This window comes from Zhongshania sp., assembly GCF_041623545.1.
In the GTDB taxonomy this organism is placed as follows: domain Bacteria; phylum Pseudomonadota; class Gammaproteobacteria; order Pseudomonadales; family Spongiibacteraceae; genus Spongiibacter.
In genome coordinates this window covers 142,313-160,266 of the sequence record NZ_JBFJWS010000001.1, presented here as the reverse complement: position 1 = coordinate 160,266, position 17,954 = coordinate 142,313, and the positions used below count along the sequence as shown (strand labels likewise).

Annotated in this window: 18 protein-coding genes; 7 read left to right on the top strand and 11 right to left on the bottom strand. The window is 50.4% G+C overall.

Annotated elements, in window-relative coordinates; genetic code table 11:
* The 5 genes from ABYT30_RS00715 to ABYT30_RS00695 form a co-directional block, all read right to left on the bottom strand.
* The coding region (locus ABYT30_RS00715; RefSeq protein WP_373094858.1) for a multicopper oxidase domain-containing protein at window positions 1-605 on the bottom strand (605 nt) is incomplete at its 3' end.
* Between the two features lie 18 nt (window positions 606-623).
* Complete coding sequence (locus ABYT30_RS00710) at window positions 624-1,724, bottom strand: DUF1513 domain-containing protein (protein WP_373078317.1); 1,101 nt, start codon at window positions 1,722-1,724, stop codon at window positions 624-626.
* A 46-nt stretch (window positions 1,725-1,770) separates the two neighbouring features.
* Entirely contained in the window at window positions 1,771-2,901 is a 1,131-nt protein-coding gene (locus ABYT30_RS00705) for an imelysin family protein (protein ID WP_373078314.1), read from the bottom strand.
* On the bottom strand, window positions 2,901-4,253 hold the full coding sequence (locus tag ABYT30_RS00700) for a di-heme oxidoredictase family protein (protein WP_373078311.1): 1,353 nt from the start codon (window positions 4,251-4,253) through the stop codon (window positions 2,901-2,903). Before ABYT30_RS00700 ends, ABYT30_RS00705 begins: the two co-directional genes overlap by 1 nt.
* Window positions 4,254-4,277: 24 nt before the next feature.
* Window positions 4,278-5,543: an imelysin family protein gene (locus ABYT30_RS00695; RefSeq protein ID WP_373078309.1), complete on the bottom strand. Its 1,266-nt coding sequence runs from the start codon at window positions 5,541-5,543 to the stop codon at window positions 4,278-4,280.
* Window positions 5,544-5,715: 172 nt separating this feature from the next.
* On the opposite strand from ABYT30_RS00695, the gene ABYT30_RS00690 reads away from it, so the two are divergent.
* Window positions 5,716-6,579, top strand: coding sequence for a CoA ester lyase (locus ABYT30_RS00690; protein ID WP_373078307.1), 864 nt, complete (start codon window positions 5,716-5,718; stop codon window positions 6,577-6,579).
* A 7-nt stretch (window positions 6,580-6,586) separates the two neighbouring features.
* On the opposite strand, the gene ABYT30_RS00685 is transcribed toward ABYT30_RS00690, so the two are convergent.
* Window positions 6,587-7,600 carry a YheT family hydrolase gene (locus ABYT30_RS00685; RefSeq protein ID WP_373078305.1) on the bottom strand — a complete coding sequence of 338 codons (1,014 nt, stop codon included), beginning with the start codon at window positions 7,598-7,600 and terminating at the stop codon, window positions 6,587-6,589.
* Between the two features lie 233 nt (window positions 7,601-7,833).
* On the opposite strand from ABYT30_RS00685, the gene ABYT30_RS00680 reads away from it, so the two are divergent.
* The 5 genes from ABYT30_RS00680 to ABYT30_RS00660 all read left to right on the top strand — a co-directional run bounded on the left by ABYT30_RS00680 (window position 7,834) and on the right by ABYT30_RS00660 (window position 13,784).
* Complete coding sequence (locus ABYT30_RS00680; protein ID WP_373078302.1) at window positions 7,834-8,244, top strand: nuclear transport factor 2 family protein; 411 nt, start codon at window positions 7,834-7,836, stop codon at window positions 8,242-8,244.
* A gap of 332 nt (window positions 8,245-8,576) precedes the next feature.
* Window positions 8,577-9,833: a hypothetical protein gene (locus ABYT30_RS00675; protein ID WP_373078300.1), complete on the top strand. Its 1,257-nt coding sequence runs from the start codon at window positions 8,577-8,579 to the stop codon at window positions 9,831-9,833.
* A 258-nt stretch (window positions 9,834-10,091) separates the two neighbouring features.
* Entirely contained in the window at window positions 10,092-11,066 is a 975-nt protein-coding gene (locus tag ABYT30_RS00670) for an OmpA family protein (RefSeq protein WP_373078298.1), read from the top strand.
* Window positions 11,067-11,091: 25 nt separating this feature from the next.
* Window positions 11,092-12,825 carry a ShlB/FhaC/HecB family hemolysin secretion/activation protein gene (locus ABYT30_RS00665; RefSeq protein ID WP_373078296.1) on the top strand — a complete coding sequence of 578 codons (1,734 nt, stop codon included), beginning with the start codon at window positions 11,092-11,094 and terminating at the stop codon, window positions 12,823-12,825.
* Window positions 12,826-13,154: 329 nt separating this feature from the next.
* Window positions 13,155-13,784 carry a hypothetical protein gene (locus tag ABYT30_RS00660; RefSeq protein ID WP_373078293.1) on the top strand — a complete coding sequence of 210 codons (630 nt, stop codon included), beginning with the start codon at window positions 13,155-13,157 and terminating at the stop codon, window positions 13,782-13,784.
* 72 nt (window positions 13,785-13,856) lie between these two features.
* Here the strand turns inward: ABYT30_RS00660 and ABYT30_RS00655 are convergent, their stop codons facing one another.
* The 4 genes from ABYT30_RS00655 to ABYT30_RS00640 all read right to left on the bottom strand — a co-directional run bounded on the left by ABYT30_RS00655 (window position 13,857) and on the right by ABYT30_RS00640 (window position 16,748).
* Window positions 13,857-15,143, bottom strand: coding sequence for an ATP-binding protein (locus ABYT30_RS00655; protein ID WP_373078290.1), 1,287 nt, complete (start codon window positions 15,141-15,143; stop codon window positions 13,857-13,859).
* Between the two features lie 62 nt (window positions 15,144-15,205).
* Window positions 15,206-15,889 (bottom strand): response regulator, encoded by a 684-nt coding sequence (locus ABYT30_RS00650; RefSeq protein WP_373078288.1) that lies wholly within the window; start codon window positions 15,887-15,889, stop codon window positions 15,206-15,208.
* A 19-nt stretch (window positions 15,890-15,908) separates the two neighbouring features.
* Window positions 15,909-16,211, bottom strand: coding sequence for a PepSY domain-containing protein (locus ABYT30_RS00645; RefSeq protein WP_373078285.1), 303 nt, complete (start codon window positions 16,209-16,211; stop codon window positions 15,909-15,911).
* Window positions 16,212-16,232: 21 nt separating this feature from the next.
* Window positions 16,233-16,748, bottom strand: a complete 516-nt coding sequence (locus ABYT30_RS00640; protein WP_373078283.1) for a glycine zipper 2TM domain-containing protein — start codon at window positions 16,746-16,748, stop codon at window positions 16,233-16,235.
* A gap of 103 nt (window positions 16,749-16,851) precedes the next feature.
* Between ABYT30_RS00640 and ABYT30_RS00635 the strand changes: the two genes are divergently transcribed.
* Complete coding sequence (locus ABYT30_RS00635; protein ID WP_373078280.1) at window positions 16,852-17,475, top strand: glutathione S-transferase family protein; 624 nt, start codon at window positions 16,852-16,854, stop codon at window positions 17,473-17,475.
* Between the two features lie 37 nt (window positions 17,476-17,512).
* Here the strand turns inward: ABYT30_RS00635 and ABYT30_RS00630 are convergent, their stop codons facing one another.
* Window positions 17,513-17,818 (bottom strand): hypothetical protein, encoded by a 306-nt coding sequence (locus ABYT30_RS00630; RefSeq protein ID WP_373078278.1) that lies wholly within the window; start codon window positions 17,816-17,818, stop codon window positions 17,513-17,515.
* Window positions 17,819-17,954: the final 136 nt, after the last annotated feature.

Here is a 17,954-nt window from a genome sequence, read left to right as displayed (position 1 = left end):
TTAACCGTCGCTAATGTACCCAAGGTTCCGTCCCGTGCCGCTTCTCTAGGGATCGATAGCGGTAAATAGCTGCCGTCTGGCTTAAGGCGCCAATCTTTCATGCCGATGATCACATCGTGATAGTCGGGGCGTTCGCGCTCCTCAACAATTAGGGCGCCAACGAGGCCTTTACCTAATTGTTCAACGCTATTCATATGGGGGTGATACCAAAAGGTACCGGCATCGGGGCAGATGAACTCATAAATGAAACTGCCACCGGCGGGCACGGGAGGCTGAGTTAAATAGGGCACACCGTCCATAGCGATATCCAAGCGAATACCATGCCAGTGAATAGTGCTCGGCTCAGCCAATTTGTTGATGAATTTTACCCGTAGGACCTGTCCTTGCTTGGCACGTATTACGGGTGCGGGAAACTGGCCATTGAAACCGAGAATATCGCTGTCGCCGCCTTTGGCTAAGCGTGCGGTAGCGGGCTCGGCGGTGAGAATGTAATCGTAGCGGGGCTGGCCACTTTTATCCGCCGACGCCATCGCTAAACTCAATTTTGGGAGTGAGCTAGCGAGTAGGGCGGTGGCGCTGCTTTTAATCAAGTTTCGGCGTTTCATTATTTTTCCTATGCTTGCTCAGCGCAATAAAGTGAGGTGGTTGTCCCAGTGGGTGCCCGCAGCATAGGCAAGGGGTGTCAGTGCGCGGTGACCCGGTTTTAGCGCCATTAATTGGCCATTACCATTGCTCAAAATAAATTGCTGATAAGCACTATCGTAAACTGCCCCCGCGCTGTCTCGGAGTGAGTATACCTGCTTCAATTGCTGGTTACGCAGATCCCAAAGGCAAACCAAATTGTCACGTGGGCAACTGGTCACTGCGTGTATGCCCTGATCGTCGATACTAATGCTGGCAATATAGTCTTGCTTAAACTGCAATGGTAGCTCGCCATAGTCCATTGGTGTGAGCATGGCGCCACGTTCGTGGCTGTATACCAGCGGCAACCGAGAGGGTAATGCGCCTTGGAATTGTGCGCCGATGACAATTTGGCCGCTGGGGCTAACATCGAGGTGGCGAAGGCTTAATTGGTAGTGAGGCGCAGCGTGGCGCTCCACCACCTGAGCTGAGGCGATATCTAAATAGTGCAGTGCCGGTGCCATAGTTTCGGGGTTTAAGGTCTTTCTGCCACTGGCCGGCAGAGTTTTAATACCCCCAATGGCAATGGCCAATGTTTTGCCATCAGGCATAAGGGCGAGCTCGTGGGGGCCAATGCCATCGCAATCCATGTGGCCGAGGCATTGGTAATCCTTCTCGCAGTCGTAAATTCCGATACTGCCCGCGCCGTCGCCGGCGATATGATTTTCCGTGGTATAGAGGTAGCGACTGTCGGCACTCAAACAGCCGTGCCCATAGTAGTGGTAGCCATCTTCGCTGCTAATGGTGTGGCGTACATCGCCGGACTTGGCGTCGATAACGTACATTTCTCTGCCCGGACGTCGGGAGAAAAAGACCAGCTCCTGACGCTGGCGGTGAAAAAGGCTGTCGTGACCGCGACGGGGAATGCTGGCAGACATTTGCCAGTGATCGTCGCGCCATACCCCGATATGTTTGCCGCCGCTGTCACTGGCGGCACTGAGTATTGGAGTGAATTTAGCCGATTTCGCCAGCGCTGGCGCTGCCGTTACAAATGGCATGCTCAACAGGGCGCCAGAGGCAAAAATAAAGCGGCGACGTTGCATGGTGTTCCTTAGTTCTGTGTCTACGAAAACGGTGTAAATGGGTGTTTTAGTCGCCGTCTTTGGCATTGAAACCAAGGCTAATACCAAGTGCCTCGGGTAGCTTGGATTTCAATAATAATTGGAGTTCGTTAATTTCAGTTTGAAACTGAATGAGTTCTGCCTGACTGCGAGGCTCAGCGCTGCTGAACAAACTATTGGGGATTGCCTTGGCTGCAGTGAGGCTGCGATCGAAGTGTTGCTGAATTTGTGTGCTGAATTCGCCGTGTTGTTTTACCTTGCTTAAATAGTCGTCTAAGCCATAGCCATTTGCGGCCATAAATAGGTTTTTCAGCGCTTTGAGGTTGGCGATGATGGCATCTCGCGAGTACTGGCTGCGCCACCATTCAAGCAGGTAAATTTGCGCTTGGCCTTCACTACTCGCTAAGCCTAAGGGACGTTCAAATTTGTCACGTTTGATGAGTTCTACGCCGGCGACCAAGGTGTCGAGCAAATTGGCCAGTGCCACACTGTCGTCGGGGTACTCAGGGTTATCTTCGCCGGTTTGCGTAAAGATTTGCACATAGTTGCCAGCCTCTGGTCGCCACGCATCGTGCAAGCCGTTTGCAACGCTGTGCAAGTGGCCGCTGACGGCGATGAGCAGGGCGCAGCGGCGAGAGCCCGTGGCAGCATTCGCAAAGCTGTCTAACACGCCGAGCTTTGGGTCAAAGAGCAGGTACTCTAGGGATGACAGGCCTTGTACGACAACACTGGCATCGTCGACGCGTTTTTCAGTCAATGCTTCATCTGATCGCAATAGTGCTTCCACTTTACGCGCAATCAAGTTTTTCTTGTCGGGCCAGAATTGGATTTTCCAGGCTTGGTTGTCGACCAGCAGCGGACCAAATTGCAGATTTTGCACACCAGACCAGCCGTCGACGGCCACTCGCCAGTGATCGCGGACTAGCTCAAGTTGCTCGGTGTTGGGCTTGCTGCAAAAACTATTGGCCGCGGTAGCCAGCTTTTCGCTGCTTAGTGAGAAGCTTTTGTAGGCCGGTAAAATAGCCAAATTACTGGTGTCTGCCAGTACTTTGGCCGGGGGCGGCGGGCTGCATGCGGTGATTAAACTCAGCGCGGTGATGGCTAACAGTTTGCGCTTCGCTAGTCTTGCTTGTGGGCCGCGCAGTATAGATAAGTTCATTACAGTGCCTTCAGGAAATTCAGCAGAGAGTTTTGTGAGCTAGGGTCGAGTTGTAAGAATTTTTTTCGGCTAAGCGCCGCTTCGCCGCCATGCCAGAGTATGGCCTCTGTGAGCGATTTGGCGCGGCCGTCGTGAAGCAGGCGTATATTGTCACCGGCTTGGCTGCGCATGCCCAGCCCCCAAAGCGGAGCGGTACGCCATTCTGCTGCCGGCGTGTTGTCGGTAGCGGCGCTGTCAGCCAATCCTGCGCCCATATCGTGCAGTAGTAGATCGCTAAAGGGGTAAATGGTTTCTTTGCGAGTTTCAATATTATTGCCTTGCCCGAACAGTGAAAATGGCGCAGGGCGAGTCTCGGTAGCAGGAATATGGCAGTCGGCGCAGCCGACGCTAATAAAGTGCTTGTAGCCGCGTTGTAAATTGGGGCTGTTTTGTACGCCGGGGACGGCAAGATTAGCGATATAGCGGCTGACCGCATTTAATAACTTGGTGCTTATTTCCGGTGCTTGCGTTTTGTCATGTGTGAATTCTTGGTCGCAATTTATCAGGCTTACTGGGCAATTTGGCATTGGGTAAATGGGCGAGCGAATACCGATATCCTGGCTGAAGGCTAAGGCGACTTGCTGCTTGAGACTGGCTTGGCTGGCCTTCCAGCCAAAGCGCCCGGGCCGCAGGCGTTGCTGCTCCTCATCCCAGCGCATTAGGACTCGGCCGGAAATGCCGTTTTGGTCAAGATCGTTAGGGTCGCTGCGGGCGATGAGGGTTTGGTCGGGGATGCTGTCCAGTAAGCCTAAGCCAATTAGGGCGGGGGCTAGGCGCGGTGAAAATGCCATATCGCTGGTGTCGCCGTAGTTGGCGTTAGCGATAAAATACTGGCGGTAACTTAGGTCTTGCTGATCCCCAAGCTCCTTGGCTGGCGACGGGGTTTCTCGCCAAGCGATTTGGCCCTCGGCTTGGCTGCCGAGCAGAGCGTGATCTTGGAGCTGTTCGCCATAGCTTTTATGGTGTAAACCCACTGGGGCTATTCGCAGTATCAGGCCGGGGCCATGTTCGGGTAACTGGCCTTGGCCATTGCGCTGATGACAGGCCACACAACTATTAGCATTGAAGAGCGGCCCGAGGCCATCGCGAGCTGTGGTGCTCGCCGGCGCACTCACCCAAGCTTGATTCGCAAAGCTTTTACCAACTGCCCAGTCGAGTTTTTGCTCCAAGCTGAGTTGGGGCTGCGGCTGCTCGAGGATGCGAGGCGAACCTGGCGCAACTGTAAAGCTTGCGCCGCTCACCAAGGGCAGTGGCGGCGTGGCTTTGCACGCGGACAAACCAATGGCGCAGCTGTATAGCATTGCTGTCGACATGATTGCGCGCGGTATCGGCAAGGCTTATAAACCAGTAGCCGTTGGGTCGATATTAATCGTACTTGCGGCAGACTCAATTGCACGGGTTTGTGCGACTAGGTCTTTCAAAATTGCGCTGAGAATCTCTTCGCCGCGCTGGTTACCTTCCGCGATCAGCATGTCAAATCTCATGGGCTTATCTTTGGCTTCCGCGGTGTCGGTGAGTACCTTTAGACTCGCCATGGTCGCGCTCAAGGTCTGACGAGTTTTTCTGTCAACCTCGGGCTTTGCTTGGCGCACTAAATCACTGAGTGACGGACCCTTTAGGGTAGTGCCATTAAGGCGCTGATAGCGGCCGAGATACACGTTTTCAATGCCCAAGCCATTGTAGTAGTGAGACCAATGGGTGTTGTCGCTAAAGCAGTCGTGTTCGTCTTCGGTGGAGTTGGCTTCTAGCGATACTTTAATGCGCTCGCCGCCGAGCTCGCCAAGGGATAGCGACCCTATGCCATTGAACATTCTCGCTAAAACAATTTGCTTGTCCATTGCGAGTATTTGGCTGCGATAGTTGCCCGCTTGATTGGGCGCCCATTGCTTGACCATATAGCTAAGGTCGTCAATAAGTATGCTGGCGACGGTGCGCAAGTACGCGGCGCGGCGATCACAATTGCCGTTGCTGCATGCCGCACCTTGGCTGTAATCGGTATAGGGGCGTTCACCGGCGCCCAGCTCATGGCCGTGAAGGTCTTGCCCCCACAACAAGAACTCGATGGCGTGGTAGCCAGTAGTGACATTTGCAGCTGAACCGCCAAGTTCGTGTAGGCTGCGCAGTAATTCGGCGCTGATAATACTAGCGTCAATTATTTCGCCGCCGAGATTAATCGTGGGGTTAGCGATAATATTTAGATCTCCGCCGATATTGCCCAGCGCGGCGAAGTAGTCATCTGCGACATAATCAATAAGCCCTTCGTCCAGCGGCCAGCTATTGAGCTGATGCTCCCAATCGTCGACTACTGGATTGCCAAAACGAAAGGCTTCACTTTGCTGATAGGGAATGCGCGCCGTTTGCCATGCTTTTTGCGCTGCGATTAAGCCCTGCTGGTCGGGCGCCTCTAAAAAGCGATTAAGTTGAATTTGTAGTTGGCGAGCGCTGGTCTCGGCGTCGCTGTATACCGCGTAGGCAAGGTCGGCATAGTGTTGAACAACCGCCTGTGAGTTTACTTTCGCCCCTGGGTTGGCGTCTGTGTGGGCTATGCTAGTCAAGGCCAAAAAGCCAAAAAGGAATATGATGTGGCGAAACAGCGCTGGCATTAACAGACTCCGCAATGAAAACTGGCTTCCCTGGAGAAGCGGGGTGGATATTCTATCGCTAATTGATAATGATTCGCAATTAATGCTTGTGATGGTCAAACCTAAGGTCTGGCTCAGTACTTCACTCAGCTGTGATAAACTTCCTGCCTTTTCAAATTAAAGAGAGTTTTTTATGGCCGCTAATCCGCGTCGCTCAGTCTTGTATATGCCTGGCTCAAATGCTCGGGCTTTGGAGAAGGCTCGTAGCCTTGACGCCGATGTTCTCATTTTGGACCTAGAAGACGCGGTTTCGCCGGGTCAAAAGGATTTAGCTCGGGAGCAGGTTATGGCTGCGGTGTTGGCTGGAGGCTTTGGGCGGCGAGAATTAGTCGTGCGGGTTAATGGCTTTGATACCGAGTGGGGGCGTAAAGATATTGAAGCCTTTGCTACCGCGCCAATCTCGGCCCTGTGTTTGCCAAAAGTGGAGTCAGCGGCCGAAGTGCACGCGGTAGTTCAGGTCTTGAAGCAGGCCAATGCCGCGGCGAGCCTGAAACTTTGGGCAATGGCTGAAACGCCGAGGGGTATATTGGCGGTAAATGAAATTGCCGGCGCCCATGCTCGCATGGATGCTATTGTCCTTGGTACCTCGGATCTTGCTAAAGACCTGCGGGTACCTCATACCCCGCAGCGCTTAGGCATGCTCACATCCTTGGGTTTATGTGTGCTCGCGGCCCGCGCAAATGGTATTGATGTTTTTGATGGTGTCCATCTCGATCTCGACGACGATGCTGGCTTAGCTTTGGCTTGTGAGCAGGGCGTCGAGCTGGGTTTTGACGGTAAAACCTTGATACATCCAAAGCAAATTGCAGTTACCAACCGCTTGTTTTCGCCATCGCCAGAGGCCTTGGCTCGGGCCGAGAAAGTTCAGCTCGCTTGGCGCCAAGCCGAAGCGGAAGGCAAAGGTGTAGTCTTGGTCGATGGGCGGTTGGTGGAAGCCCTGCATGTAGAGGAAGCGGTGCGGCTATTGGCGATCGCTGAGCAAATCGCCACGGCGTGATTACTAATTAGCCCTGCTGGCCGCTTTTTGCCGGGTCGCCAGCGGGGTAGCGGCGTAGATTAATCAATTCCACAAGGCGTTCATCCAACCAGCTGTCGAGTTGATAATTTTTAACAAAGCCACAGTGGCCGCCGTAACGTGTGGTTTCGATACTAAGCTGCTTGTTCGCAGCTAAGTGCGCGAAATCCTCGGCTAAGATAATTGGATCGTCCTGGGCGGCAATAATATGGGCTGGCGAGTTTAATGTCGCCAGTCTATCGCCAGCAATGGAATAGGCCTGAAAGTAATCTTTGCTATCGCTATAGTCGGTGTGGTTGGGGATGAAGTAACTGTTCATATCCCGTAGGGTTTTTAGTTTAAATAAGCTATTTTGATAGCCTAATTCCGGATATAAATTAATTTTTTTGCGCAGCGACTTCTGCCATTTTCGCACAAAATACTTTTCATATACCCACCAGCCTTCTTCAAGCGCAATCATTGTTTTTGCCGGATCAACAACCGGACAGATAGCCACTGTTTGTGCAATCGTTAGCTCTGCCTTTTCTGCCTCCGCGGCAATACGTAGAGCGAAATTACCACCGAGGGAAAACCCCGCTAAAAACTGCCATTGATGAGGGTAAGTTGTATGGATTGCTTTAATAGCCCCAATAACCTCATCTAAGCGCGCCGAATTAAATAATTCGCGGTTAAGGTGGTGACTAGGGCCGTGATCTCGTAGATTAAGCCGAAATACGTCATATCCCGCTGCAAATAAACTTCCGCCAGTAGACAGCATATAGGTAGATTGCGAACTGCCCTCCCAGCCATGGATCAGCGTAATTAGCCCTTTACTACGTGTGGCATGTGCGGCGTATTCGCCTAATAGTTGCTGCCCGTTACCACAATCTAATACGACTGTTTTACTTGCGCTCAACATGGCGCGAGAACGGGGGTAGCTGCGCAATTTACGTAATTTGGTTGACGCCAGTATTGATTGGGCGTGGGGGTTCTTCAAAAGCCCATTTGGGGCAAAATCATTCATGATAAATCCTGATGAATAGCTGCGTGTGAATCTGCCGGTGCTACGTCGAATGGATGATGTTCCCGCAGGTCCTTTTGTTGCGACTATCACTGGGTTTGCGGTCGCGGCGCATTGTGCCTTTAATGGCCTGCGCAACTAGTATGCCATGGACGTCGCCAATGACACAGTTTTGGCGCGCAAACTTTATGTGGCTTCACGTTATGGCTTTAATTATGTGCCAAAGGAGAGAGACAATGGGAAATGCACAAGCGGCACTGGCGGCAAGCCGGTTGTCTGGTCAATACGTAGAGGAGGGGAATAAAGCGGCGTGGCTCGCGCTATTTTCCGATACTGCGCTGGTTCAGGATCCAGTCGGTAAATCGCCGCTGGATCCGAGCGGCGAAGGCCACCGCGGCAAAGCTGCCATTGGGAATTTTTGGGATTTGATCATTGCGCCGGGTAAAATAGAATTTACGATTTTGGCGTCATTTCCCGCTGGTGACGAATGTGCCAATTTGGTTCACTTGGTGAATAATCTGTCGGGTGACCTAAAAATGGAAATGGACATGATTGTTGTTTATCAAGCAGATGATGCAGGGAAGATTTCTTCCTTAAAAGCCTATTGGGATTTTGATGCTGTTCAAGAAAAAATGGCCGCTGTATAAAAAAATATTATTTTGCATTAAATCTCCGAATTCAATTGAACGCTCGAAAATCTACTATACAAGCACTATTTCTCATATTTATTTTTTGTGAACTTGCGAGCCAGTAAGCTGCCTTATATTGTGGTATGGCAGCTTGCTGCGCAGTTTTGAAAATTTTTTTGGGACGATAAGACTGTCTGTTTGTCTGTGCACTGTGTGACGCAAGTCACTAAAGTCTATTAGTACTTTCCCGTACGATGATGTCATACCGAGGCCACTTTTGGCTGGGGTCAATGTTTGACTTGGCATTGGCCGTATGAAATTTAATATGGAAATTGTCTGGGGTACATAATATGAAAACACCAACGATGAAAAAAATAGCATTGACGGCGGCGATCGCGTCGATCACTTCTGCATCGCTTGCAGGGCCTCTTGCTCCCTTAATTGATCCGCTAGCAGGTGCAGTTTCTGGAACCCCCTTGTCTATGGTGACTGATCAGTTAGGCGGCTTGGATGCACAGTTAGAGACATTGTCCGAAGGTGGTTCACCCAGTTTGGATGCTTTGCCTGTTGATCCTGCGGAGTTAGCTGGCGGCTTAGAGGGATTGCCGGTTGATCCAAACTCATTGCCCGGTGGTGGATTGCCTAGTTTAGATGCTTTGCCTATTGACCCTGCTTCATTGGCCGGCGGCGACAGTGGCGGTGACCAAGGTGGTAACCCGCTGGCGGGCTACACAATGCAATTTACTAACGCTGTAGATGAATTTGCTTCTGACATAGGTGCTGCTGATGGCACCGTCGATGCGCTGACTGACGTTGTAGATGCCTTAGCTGAAGATCCGGCAATGGTTCCCGGTAGTATTCAAGTAGTGCCGTCTACGTTAGAAACTGCGTTTACTAATTTACAAGCGAACTTGATGGCAATGTCTGGCGGTGGTGGTGATTCGGATTCATCGCCTTTTGATCCGGCTACTCTAGCTGATGGTGGCATGCCTAGTTTAGATGCGCTACCGGTTGATCCAGCATCATTTGGTGAAAGTGGTGGAATGCCGGGTTTGGACGCGTTACCGCTAGACCCTGAATCTTTGGCGGGCGGTGGCGGCATGCCGGGTTTAGACGCCTTACCGATTGATCCTGCATCTTTGGCAGGCGATGGCGACTTGCCGAGTATGGGAATGTTGCCTGTTGACCCGACTTCTTTGGCTGGTAGCGAAGGTTTGCCGAGTTTGGATGCCTTACCTATTGATCCAGCGTCATTATCGGGCGAGGGCGGTGATGGCGAAAATCCATTTGCGGACTATGCGACACAGTTCACTTTTGCGATTGACGAGCTCGCTGCGGATCTTGCCGGTAGTGATGGCACCATCGATGCGGTGACCGATGTGATTGACGCACTTGCGACGGATCCGGCTTCAGCGCAGGGGAGTATAGAGGCTGTACCGTCGACAATCGAACGCGCAGCGACTAATTTGCAAGCTAATTTAATGGCCTTATCGGGGGCCGATAGCGAGGATGGTGACAGTGGCGAGGACGCAGCGGAGCTCTCGTTGGTTTTAACAACGCCAGCGGGAGTGTTAACTGCCGACAGTTCAGGGCCGTCATTTGAGTGATTGGGCTCAATTGCTCGCTTAGAATGTAGTGGTATGCCGAGCGATTAAGCCGTCTTGTTGGGCGTGAATTACTTGTAATGCCGCTTGAATAGCCAGCCCTTTTGTTCTAAAGGCTGGCTTTTTGCTATTTGGTAAAGCAGTGATGTTATGCCACACTATAGTTGTACTGTGAAAAACTGATATAACGCAGGTGTGATTTGTATATCGATCAGTTATAGCGTGTCATATTTTGTTTTATAAGTGGAGTGACCCCCCCTTTTGGCTCGATTAGCGCGGGTATTTTTGCTGACGATTAGCGTTGTAGCCATGTCGCCGTTTTTGCGCGCGCAATTAGTTAATGTTGAATTACTTGGTGGCTCGCTTACTGCACCTGTCAGTGGTGCCTTATCTGATGTGGATTTACTCAGTGGCGGCGGTGCTTTTGATAATTTGTTGGGTGTAGACGCTTTAGGTGACAATGGATTGCTTGGGGTGAGTGTTAGCGGCCAAGATATTTTGCTACTTGGCGCACCGAGTGTGGAAGGGCCTGTTGGTGGCGCGTTAGCGCCGCTTGTCGGCCTTGGTGATTCACAGGGGACTGTACTGGAATTTTTACAGGAAACTGCCAGCGGTAGTGAGCTTAATCCGACCGTTTTAACAGTCGAGCTTCCCGGAGGCAGCGATGGTTCTGGCAGCGATTTTGATATTAGTAAAGACCGCGATGCATCACAAAATAATGATGCCCTCAATGGTGTTTCTAAAAATACTGCTTACCAGTGCATAGATAACGATCGTGATAGTGTTTGTGATCAATTCGATCAATGTCTGAATTCGCCACCAAATGCAATGGTCTTGCCATCTGGCTGTCACCTTGATGATAAGGCACCCTTGGAGTTGCGAGGAGTCAACTTTGCTGTTGATACAGCTTTATTGACTGCGTCGTCCACAGCAACACTCCGCCAGGCCGCGCGGATTCTTAAAGCAAATCCTAAATTAAAAATAGAAATTGCGGGTCATACCGACGACCTAGGCAGTAACGCTTATAACCAACAGTTATCCGAGCGCCGTGCAAAAGCGGTGAAAAACTATTTTCTTGCTGAAGCCGTGCCCGCAAGCATGCTTTTTACCCGGGGCTATGGGGAGCATCGGCCAGTAATTAAAATAGATGGGCTTGCTGGCGAGTCACTGGTGAGGGCCCGAGCGCGAAATCGACGGGTAGAGTTAATCGTTATAAAAGATAACTCTCAGTACTGAGCAAAAATTAAGTAATGGAGCAATTATGGCTATCGATTTACCGCCAGTAATACCTCCGCAGGCTTCTACTGCGGAGCGTATTGAGCAATACGCAGCTTTACACTCTGATAATATCGTCGACGTAACGATCGGCGATTACGCTTTGCGAATTTCGGGAAATCGCTACCTCAGTCGCGAGCAACTTGATCGAATAATGAATGCTGCACAGACACCGGCGCAAGCTGTGAACGCCCTAAATCAGGCCTATTATCAATTGGGGCACCTCTTGGTTACGGTTTATTTTGCCCAGCGTGACAAGACGATATACGCCCATGTGATTAACGGGAACTTAGCAGCGGTCAAGGCGCCTGATAATATTTATCCGTATTTTTCCGGTTTGATTGGTGACAAGGATTTACAAAAATCTGAATTTGGCAGTAAACAAGTGCTGGCAAATTTAAAGAGTGACCGCGCCGGGCTTGATTACGCCGTAAGTTATCAAGTTGGCGGGGACCCCGAGGCTTATACCTTGGTGTTTACGGAAAAGCCAAAAGCTGATCACGACAGCACCGAACTTGATGTTAGTGTCAATAATTTTGGCAACCGGTTTCTTGGTCGCTACTTTGCCAATGCAAGTCTTAAACACGATTTTCAGTCGGGCGTTGAGACGTCCATTGCCTATGATCGCGCCTTAACTGAATTTGGTGAAGTGAACGGCGGCGATTACTACGACGGATTTACTTTTAAATTAAATTACCCAAGCAGTTTTGGACTCTACGGCTTAGAGGCGCGTTATGTCGAGTATGCTCGCGATGCTGATGTATCGCTGACCGGTGAGCTGTCAGAGTCTAATAGCGGCGAACCTAGCGGTCTATGCACAGTATCGCTAATTTGCGATGTTAGTGATGAATTGTTGGGAGTTGATTTGAGTGGGCTTAGTGATGAGAATCCACTTTTTCCCTCACCAGACTCGCTGAACACGACACTTAATCTTTATTCCGAAACCAAGACAGTTGCGCTTACGGGTGAGCAGGTGTTATCAAGTGATAGCTTCCAACGCTTAACTACCTCCCAGCGTATAGAAAAAATTGATACATACATTGAGGTAAAGGATTACGGCTTTGCCCTGGATGAGCCTCATACAACCTTAGAGCTGGGCTTGAAGTACACTAAATTAATGCGCCTATTTGGTTTGGGTGCACAATTGACGGCGCAGGGATTATTGGAGGCCGGCTTAGAAGCCGACGGCGGTACACTTGGGACAGACTCTAGAGAGGGCGTCGTTGCCACTGGGCGCAGAACTGGAGAGTTCTTTATACTTAAACCGCGCGGCGGACTAAAAGTGGCCATTTCGGACTGGGCCAGTTTCAAGTGGGACGTGATTAGTCAATTTTCGAATAACAAGCAGCTGCCCTTGCAACAGCAGTTCTTTTTGGGCGGTGGCAGTGGGCTTAGTGCCTATTTGCCAGGGGTGTTGGTCGGCGATTCAGGTGTGTATACGAAATTCGCCTTGGAGAGTAATGGCCTCCCGTTGTGGGGTTTAAATTTTAAGCCCGCGCTTTTTGCTGAGTATGGTCAGGCGTGGTACGAAGATGCCTCAGGTGTAGCGGGGGATGTTCGCGCGATCGGCGATGCTGGCTTTAGCGTTAAGCTCGACGTCGGTAAAAACTTAGAGTCCGAACTAATTGCGGCAACACCTGTGTATGACGATAACCTCGATGAGAAAGCACTATCAGGATTAAAGGTCGATTTTTTTTGGCGGGTAAAGCTAAGCTTCTAGTTGTTGCGCACTGGCATCTCAATATCATTGAGGTGCCTCCTTTGATTACTTTTCTCCGCTTTTTTCAGCTTTCCTTGGGACACTTCAGTTTCGTGTAGTCAATTTTAATATATACGTACTAATAGTGCGCACTCCAATAGCACCGTGTCATAGGGTGCTGTTATTTCGTTTTTCCCCGATTTTTTTGTGATCCATATCACACCTAAGTATAGGTGTTAATCCGTACTATGAAATTGCGCTAACGGCCTAATAGCTTTGTTCTTGGAGTGAATTAGGCTTGTTTAAATAATAAGTATTACGGCTTGATAGACTAATTTTTAGGGGATTTTATGAAAAACGCTCAGATTAAGAAAATAGTATTGGCTGTGTCATTGGTGTCGGGTAGTGCTTTTGCTTTGGCCGGCCCGCTTGCGCCAGTTATTGGTGTTCTGACCACAATTGACAGTCAATTAGGCGGTTTGCCAGGTTTGCCTAGCGGTGGCTTGCCGAGCTTGCCAAGTCTTCCCGTCGACCCACTCTCATTAGTGGGTGGCGGTTTACCAAGTCTGCCCGGTGGTGGCTTGCCGAGCTTGCCAGTTGACCCGATGTCACTGTTGGGTGGCGGTTTACCAAGTCTGCCCGGTGGTGGCTTGCCGAGTTTGCCGGTAGACCCGATGTCACTATTGGGTGGTGGTTTACCAAGCCTGCCCGGTGGTGGCTTGCCGAGCTTGCCAGTAGACCCGCTGGCGCTATTGGGTGGTGGTTTACCAAGTCTGCCTAGTGGTGGCTTGCCGAGCTTGCCCGTGGACCCGCTGGCACTTTTGGGTGGCGGCCTACCGAGTTTGCCAGGCGGTGGTTTGCCAAGCTTGCCAGTAGATCCGATGTCACTTCTGGGTGGCGGTTTGCCGAGTCTGCCGGGTGGTGGCTTACCGAGCCTTCCTGCGCTGCCGGTTGACCCACTGGCGTTGTTGCCTATCTAAGGCCGCATTCGACGTTAGTCACGCTTTCTGGGTAAAATTAAGGCCGATTGTGTTTGCAATCGGCCTTTTTTATTAAGCAGACGTTGAGGGCGTTGGGAGTGTCAGCGTAATTTTTAAGCCTCCTAGTATCGACTTTTCAAAGCTCAACTCACCTTCGTAACTATCGATAATATCCCTGACAATTGCTAAGCCTAAACCTTGTCCTTGACCGTACTGATCGCCCCGAAGTCCTCTTTGTAATAGCGTTTCGCGTTCCAATTCACTTATTCCAGGTCCGTCATCTTCAATTAGGATATGGCACTGTTGAGTGCTTTCTGTGGCACTGATGATGATTGTGTTTTTGCAGGCCTTGCTTGCGTTGTCCAGCAAGTTGCCAAACAGTTCCATCGCATCTTGTTCGTCAATGGCTAGTGTTAAAGTGGCGGGAAGTCGGTTGTTAAATTGCAGGGTTTTATCCCGATATACTTTTTCGAGGGACTGCTTAAGTCGCTCTACTAACGCGGCGATGGCAGTTTTACTGCTCAGGTTTTGTCGGCCACTGCTTACCGCGCGTTTCAATTGATAATTGATAATATTGTCCATGCGCGTTATTTGTTCGTTGATCGCATTACTGTCTGCGCCGCCAGATTTGAGCACGGCGAGTGGGGTTTTTAAACTGTGAGCAAGGTCCGCAAGGGTGTTTCGATAACGTTCTCTTTGTTTTTTCTCTTTGCTTAGAAGTTGATTGAGGTTGTGGGTAATGCCCTGTAGTTCTCGCGGGTAATTGTCACTAAGTTGAACCGTGTCACCTTGCTCGAGTCGAAGTAGATCTTTCGCGAGTTGTCGCAGCGGGCGAAGTCCCCAGTATAAAATTATGGCGCTAACAATCGCAGATATAATTAATACAAGTCCGAGCCAAAGACTTATTTGGCTGCGAAAATTATTGAGCTCGTTTAGTAGTGTGCTCTGCTGCGAATAGAGTGAGAAGAGTAGGGGGATTTCATTTTCATTATCAGTTTCCCAAATGGCGTGATAATGAAAAGTGAAAAACGGGTCTTTATTGATTTCGGCTTCGCTAAAAAGCTCCTGGCCGGAGCGAGGCATATTTTGTGGTGTAGGTAAGCTCAGTGTGTCGCTAGAGACCGAGCGCCAAACGACTGAACCATCACGGTGACGGATTTCAGCATACAAGCCGGAGCGGAATTGCCAGAAACGTGGTTCCTTTAGGCGATCACCCATTTCAAATTCGCCGTCTTGCCACTCGAGGGCCCCGAGTAAGCCAAAAAACTGCAGGCGCAATTGCTCTTGCTCGGCGCTAAGTAGACTGTTGGTGTGGGCTCGGTCTATTGCCATACCGGTCACGCCAAGTAATATTGGCATAAGGGTTAGGCTCGTGATAATTAGGCGGCGGGTGATCGAGCCTGGGCGCTTACGCTGCATGTTTAGTGCTGAGTTTCGCTAAGTTCAAAACGATAGCCTCGCCCGCGGAGTGTTGAAATCGGTTTTAAGGTATTTTCAGGATCAATTTTTTTGCGCAACCGAGCAATAAACACTTCTATCACATTGCTGTCGCGGTCAAAGTCTTGATCGTAGAGGTGTTCCGTGAGGTCAGTTTTCGAAACCACTTGGCCACTGCGCATGGCCATGAATTCAAGCGCATTGTATTCGTATGCTGTTAATTCAAGCGGCTGCTTATTTAATAGTGCGCGTTTGGCGCCCGTGTCGATCGTAATGCAGCCAAACTCAAGCTGTGGGCTGGCAAAGCCGGCCGAGCGACGGATGAGCGCATTGGCTCTTGCCATGACCTCTTCGATTTGAAAGGGCTTGGCAACATAGTCGTCAGCGCCAGCTTCTAGGCCTTCAACTTTATCTTGCCAGCGATCCCGAGCGGTTAGTATAAGTACGGGAAATTTCCGACCCTCGCTACGCCATTGTTTAATGACGCTAATCCCGTCCATCTTGGGTAAGCCTAGGTCGACAACAGCGAGATCATACGGATTTTCCTGTCCTAAAAATAAGCCTTCACTACCATCATTTGCGCAATCACAGGCATAACCCGCTTGTTCAAACTGGCGACGTAACTGGTCGAGTAATAATTGTTCATCTTCTACAAGTAGTATGCGCATAGGAGTTTCTCGTCAGGGCTCAATCTATGGTGACGTTCTTGATTTTGCCATTGTCTTGTAGAATTCTGACTCGGTAAGCTGAGCCGACTTTTTTGGCGCCCACTGCTCGCCCACCGTAGCGCTGTTCCGCGATACTGATGGCCTCATTAACTGACATTGTGTCACGCACTCTGGATGTGTCTAATCGCTGTTCAAGTTGAGGCCGGTCAGGTAGGCCGAAACGCCCGCCACTTGCGCCACGCAATGGGTCGCTATTGACGGAGGTGGCCAGTGCTGCGGCACTGACGAAAATGAGTACATTGCACCACTTTATTCTGCTCATAACATTCCCAGGCATAAGCCCTTACCCGTGGGGAGTAACATTGACTTCAATCTCAATCTGCTTACCCGGATTATAGGGTAAACGGGTGTGATAAATCTCACCTTGGTAGCGATAGCTAACATTGTAACCCACTATTTCTTCTCGCCATTCGCGGTGGTCTTGAATTTCGCAGCGGTCAATCGTTTGGTAGTGATGGCCGCGACGCTGTCGCGAGATATCAGTGGCGACACTGGCACCGAGCACGGCGCCAACGACGGTCCCAACTCGTTTGTTACTTTTGTGGTGACCGAGCTCATTGCCGAGGGCGCCGCCCAAGATGGCACCAAGAATAGGGGCGGTGTTGCTGTGACGCTCCTCATAGGCGACGGTCTCTTGCCAGCATTGTTCGCGGGGCACGGAGTAAGTAATGCGCTCATAAATTGGACTTACCTGAGTAACCCAGGCAAGTCGGGTAGTGCTGTGGCTATAATGGCGATGGTCAGCTTGCGTTACTGCGGAGCAGAGCGCTAGCAAGGGAATTACAGAGTACTTCAACATGGCATATACTCCTGTGGCTATGTAACATGTAGCTTAGTATGCCCAGCCTGAACTAGAGCTGAATATTGCATCGATTTTTAATAATAGAGCGAGGGTGAGATAAGTGAAACTATATACCTTTGAGGCGGCCCCTAATCCACGACGCCTTGGTTTACTTCTGAAGCACAAGGGTATCAATATAGATACTCAAGCCGTTGACCTCATGAAAAAGGAGCAGTTTTCCGATAGCTTTTGTGCGATCAATCCGCGTTCAACTTTGCCGACTTTGGTGCTAGATGATGGCACCGTGCTAACTGACACCATTGCCATTTGCATGTATATCGATAGTCAATATCCTGATAAACCTCTGTTTGGGCGCAATGAATTAGAAAGAGCACAGGTGATAGGGCGCTGTCACCAGATATTTTTTGAAGGCTTTACCGCCGTGGCGGAAGTGCTTCGCAATAAAGGTGATGCGTTTAAAGATCGGCCATTGCCGGGGCCGCTGAAAATGCCACAACTCCCTGAATTGATCGAGCGAGGGAATCTCCGTATAGGCGCTTTTTATGAAGCGATGAACGACGAAGTGGCTGAACGAGACTTCTTAGTCGGTAACGACCTAAGTCAAGCCGATATCGATCTTTACGTAACCCTCGGCTTTTGCGGCTGGGTTAAACGTCAAATTCCAGATACCTGCCCAGCCCTGCAAAACTGGTTTACCAATATGAAGGCGCGATTTGGCGAGTAATTTTATGTAGGCCGCTACGGGTGTAGCGGCCTGTGCCTTAAATCCCTAGAAAAACCTTAACCCGAGTATTAAACGCCGGCTCGTAATGATGACCGCAGTGTCGACTGTGAACATGGCGAACATAATAGCGGTCGTGGTGATCATAATGATGATCGTGGTGATATTCGCGGACGTAATAAACGTCATGATCCCGATGGTGTTTATAGCCGTGATGGTTGTGGCCCTTTCCGCTGCTATATCGATATCGTGCCTCAAACTCGGCATCCCCACGTTTGTGATCGGCATGGCTGTTTGCGGCAAATGCCAGCCCAGCGATAAGAACGAGGCTAGTGCTTAATTTCATGTTAATAACTCCTTGGCTGACGAACAGCGATAGAGTGGCATAGCCAATCTGAACCATTGCTGAATCGAAAACCGAATAGCGGGCTGCTACTGCGAAAGGACCATGGTTTGGCGGGGGCGCTCGGGGGATAATGCGG